At 70.8% G+C, this 3,936-nt stretch carries 3 protein-coding genes; all 3 read right to left on the bottom strand.

The features are described from left to right. A partial coding sequence (locus L7D48_RS27050) for an MFS transporter (RefSeq protein ID WP_237883456.1) occupies window positions 1–1,521 on the bottom strand: 1,521 nt, incomplete at its 3' end. Window positions 1,522–1,553: 32 nt separating this feature from the next. Beyond that, window positions 1,554–1,991 (bottom strand): MarR family winged helix-turn-helix transcriptional regulator, encoded by a 438-nt coding sequence (locus tag L7D48_RS27045; RefSeq protein WP_237883454.1) that lies wholly within the window; start codon window positions 1,989–1,991, stop codon window positions 1,554–1,556. 295 nt (window positions 1,992–2,286) lie between these two features. Next, window positions 2,287–3,777: an NCS2 family permease gene (locus L7D48_RS27040; RefSeq protein WP_237883452.1), complete on the bottom strand. Its 1,491-nt coding sequence runs from the start codon at window positions 3,775–3,777 to the stop codon at window positions 2,287–2,289. Window positions 3,778–3,936: the final 159 nt, after the last annotated feature.

Below are 3,936 nucleotides of genomic sequence, written 5' to 3'. Positions count from 1 at the left end.
GGTCCGGCGCGGGGAGACCGGGGTGCGGTCCTGCGGGGCCGGGCCGTCCCCCGCTATGCTCTCCGGCCCTTCCGAGCTCGCCGCTCCGGCCGCGCCGGCCGCCCGCACACCCCGCGCGACCGGGACGAACGTCAGGCCCAGGCGGCCTCGGCGCAGGCCCACCCTCGGCCGCAGCCCGCCGATCCGGGCCAGTACCAGGGCGGTGGCGACGGCGGCCGCGGCCGAGATCAGGCCGCCGGCCAGGAAACCGACGCGGGCGCCGTAGGTGTCGGTGATCCAGCCCATCAGCGGAGCGCCGAGCGGGGTGCCGCCCATGAACACCATCATGTACAGGCTCATCACCCGGCCACGCATCGCCGGGTCGGAGGCGAGCTGGACGGTGGAGTTGGCGGTGACGTTGAAGGTCAGGCCCACCGCGCCGATGGGCGCCATCAGCAGGGCGAAGACCCAGAACGACGGGGAGAGGGCCGCGGTCATCTCCAGCACGCCGAAGAGCAGCGCGGCGCCGACCATCACCCGCATCCGGCTCACGCCGCGCCGGGCGGCCAGCAGCGCGCCGACGACCGAGCCGACGGCCATCAGGCTGTTGAGCAGGCCGTAGGTGCCCGCGCCCTCGTCGAAGACCTTGTCGGTGAAGGCGGTAAGCCAGATGGGGAAGTTGTAGGCGAAGGTGCCGACGAAGCCGACGAGCGTGATCGGCCAGATCAGCTCCGGCCGGCTCGCGACGTACCGCAGGCCCTCGCGGAGCTGGCCCTTGGCACGCGGGGCCCGCTCGATGACGTGCAGTTCGGCGGCGCGCATCATCAGCAGGCCGGTGATCGGCGCGATGAAGGACAGCCCGTTGAGCAGGAACGCCCAGCCGCTGCCCACGGCCGTGATCAGCACACCGGCGACGGCAGGGCCGACCAGGCGGGCGGACTGGAAGTTGGCGCCGTTGAGGGAGACGGCGTTGGCGAGCTGGTCGGGGCCGACCATCTCCGAGACGAAGGTCTGGCGGGCGGGGTTGTCCACGACCGTCGCCAGTCCCAGGACGAGGGCGAGGGCGTAGACGTGCCAGACGTGGACGTGGCCGCTGAGGGTCAGCGCGGCGAGCGCGAGTCCGGTCAGGCCCATCGCCGTCTGGGTGATCAGCAGCAGCCTGCGCTTGGGGTAGCGGTCGGCGATGACTCCGCCGTACAGGCCCAGCAGCATCATGGGGAGGAACTGCAGCGCCGTGGTGATGCCGACGGCCGTCGCGGATCCGGTGAGGCTGAGGACCAGCCAGTCCTGGGCGATGCGCTGCATCCAGGTGCCGGTGTTGGAGACGAGCTGCCCGGCGGCGAACAGCCGGTAGTTGCGGATGCGCAGCGAGCTGAACGTCGAGGGCTTCGCGGGCTTCCGGGGTTCGGCCGTCTTCGCGGGCTTCCGGGGTTCGGCCGTCTTCGCGGGCTCGGCGTTCCCGGCGGGCTTCCCGGTCGGGGCGGGGCCGCCTGTGTTCTCGTCGGGTGCGGGTGCGGAGTCTGCTCCGGGTCCCGGACTCAATCGGTTTCGCCTCCTCGTGGCGCTACTCCTTCTTACAGTTGCGCGAGCTTCTCCAGTACGGGGGCCGCGGCGCGCAGCCGCGCCCACTCGTCCTCGTCGAGCCGGCCGGCGAGTTCGGCGAGCCAGGCGTCGCGCTTGGTGCGGCTCGCGGCGAGCATCGCCTCGGCCCGCTCGGTCTGGGTGACCACCTTCTGGCGGCGGTCGTCCCTGTGCGGTTCCAGCCGGACGAGCCCCTTGGCCTCCAGCATGGCCACGATGCGGGTCATCGACGGCGGCTGCACGTGCTCCTTGCGCGCCAGCTCGCCGGGCGTGGCGGAGCCGCAGCGCGCGAGGGTGCCGAGGACCGACATCTCGGCCGGGCTCAGCGACTCGTCGACGCGCTGGTGCTTGAGGCGGCGCGCCAGGCGCATCGTGGCGGAACGGAGGGCGCTGACGGCTTCGGCGTCCTCGCCCCGGGACAGATCCGGCATATTTGTTAGCCTAACTCATTACTTCTCCTAAGGACCAGTCCGAGGAGGGTGCGGAAGGGGTGTTCCTCATCACCTGTGCGAGTGAGCCGGCAAGAAGAGCCGACGCCCTCCCCCGCCTACCCCGAGACCGTGTCCCCATGGAGTCCACGGAAACGAAGGTGCCAAGCCTACGGACGGACGGCGCGCCTCCACGCGGACGGCTCCGCGCGAAGCCCCCGACACGCGCGAACGCGCCGCCGGGCGGATCGCCCGGCGGCGCGTTCATCCGGTCCAGGTCAACCGGTCCCGGCCCCGGTCACCCGACTCCCAGCACCTGCTGGATCGGGTCCAGCAGGAAGTAGACCAGGAAGCAGGCGCCGACGGCGTTCAGCAGCCACGGGATCTCGCGGAAGCGTCCGGTGGCGGTGCGCAGCAGGATGTAGGAGAGCACGCCGATGCCGATGCCGTTGGTGATGCTGTAGGTGAACGGCATGGAGATCAGCGTCAGGAACGCCGGGACGGCGACGGTCTGGTCGCTCCAGTCGATCTCCCGCACGTTCGAGGCCATGATCAGGAAGCCGACCACGACCAGCGCCGGGGTCGCGGCGTGCGAGGGCACCACGGTGGCCAGCGGCGTGAAGACCAGGGCCAGCAGGAACAGCGCGCCGGTCATGATGTTGGCCAGGCCCGTGCGGGCGCCCTCGCCGACACCGGCGGTGGACTCCACGAAGCAGGTGTTGGCCGAGCAGGAGCCGAAGCCGCCGCCCGCGACCGCGACGCCGTCCGTCATCAGGATGCGGCCCATGCCGGGCAGCCGGCCCTGCTCGTCGGTCAGCTTCGCCTCGTGGCCGACGCCGATGATGGTGCCCATCGCGTCGAAGAAGCCGGACAGCAGCACGGTGAAGACGAACAGCGAACCGGTCAGCACGCCGACCTCGGCGAAGCCGCCGAAGAGGCTGACCTCGCCGATCAGGCCGAAGTCCGGGGTGCTGACGATACTCTCGGGCACGTTGGGCACGGCCAGGCCCCAGGCCGCGTCGGGGATCTCGGCGACCGCGTTGATCACCACGGCGACCACGGTCATCACGACGATGCTGATCAGGATCGCGCCCTTGGTCCTCCTGATGACCAGGACGAAGGTGAGGGCCAGGCCGAGGATGAAGACGAGCACCGGCCAGCCGGTCAGGTGGCCGCCCTGCCCGAGGCCGAGCGGCACGGTGGTGTGCGCGGCGTCGGGGTTGCGGGTGACGAAGCCGGAGTCCACCAGGCCGATGAGGGTGATGAACAGGCCGATGCCGATGGCGATGGCCCGGCGCAGCCCGCCGGGGATGGCGTCCATGACGCGTTCGCGCAGTCCGGAGGCGACCAGCAGCATCAGCACCAGTCCGGCCAGGACCACCATGCCCATGGCGTCGGGCCAGCTCATCTGCGGCGCGAGCTGGAGGGAGACCACGGCGTTGATGCCGAGCCCGGCGGCCAGCGCGATGGGCACGTTGCCGATGACGCCCATCAGGATGGTGGTCAGACCGGCCATCAGGGCGGTGGCGGTGACGAGCTGGGCGTTGTCGAGCTGCTGGCCGAACTTGTCCGTGCCCGCGCCCAGGATGATCGGGTTCAGCACGACGATGTAGGCCATCGCGAAGAAGGTGGCCAGACCGCCGCGCAGCTCGCGGCCCACGGTCGAGCCCCGCTCGGAGATCTTGAAGAAGCGGTCGACGCCGCTCCCGGGCGACCGGGATCCGTTTTCGTTACCAGGGGTACCGGGGGTGTCTGGCGTGGCCGGGGTGTCGGTGGCCGGAGCGGACATGCGTGACCTTCACTGGGCGATTCGGGGACGGTTTCGGAGGTTCCTCCAATGGGAACCAGCCAATCCAGGGTGCTTTCAGTATGAACGCACCACTGTTGAAAAGGCCATCCGCGGACGGGGGCATTCCCCGGGCACGGCCGTGACCCTCCCCACACCCCC

Source organism: Streptomyces sp. ICN903, from assembly GCF_022015835.1.
In the GTDB taxonomy this organism is placed as follows: Bacteria; Actinomycetota; Actinomycetes; order Streptomycetales; family Streptomycetaceae; genus Streptomyces; species Streptomyces fenghuangensis.
This window is presented reverse-complemented; position numbering and strand designations above follow the sequence as displayed.

Coding starts and splice junctions, on each gene's coding strand:
- L7D48_RS27045 (WP_237883454.1), bottom strand. CDS start 1,991: ATGCCGGATCTGTCCCGGGGCGAGGACGCCGAAGCCGTCAGCGCCCTC.
- L7D48_RS27040 (WP_237883452.1), bottom strand. CDS start 3,777: ATGTCCGCTCCGGCCACCGACACCCCGGCCACGCCAGACACCCCCGGT.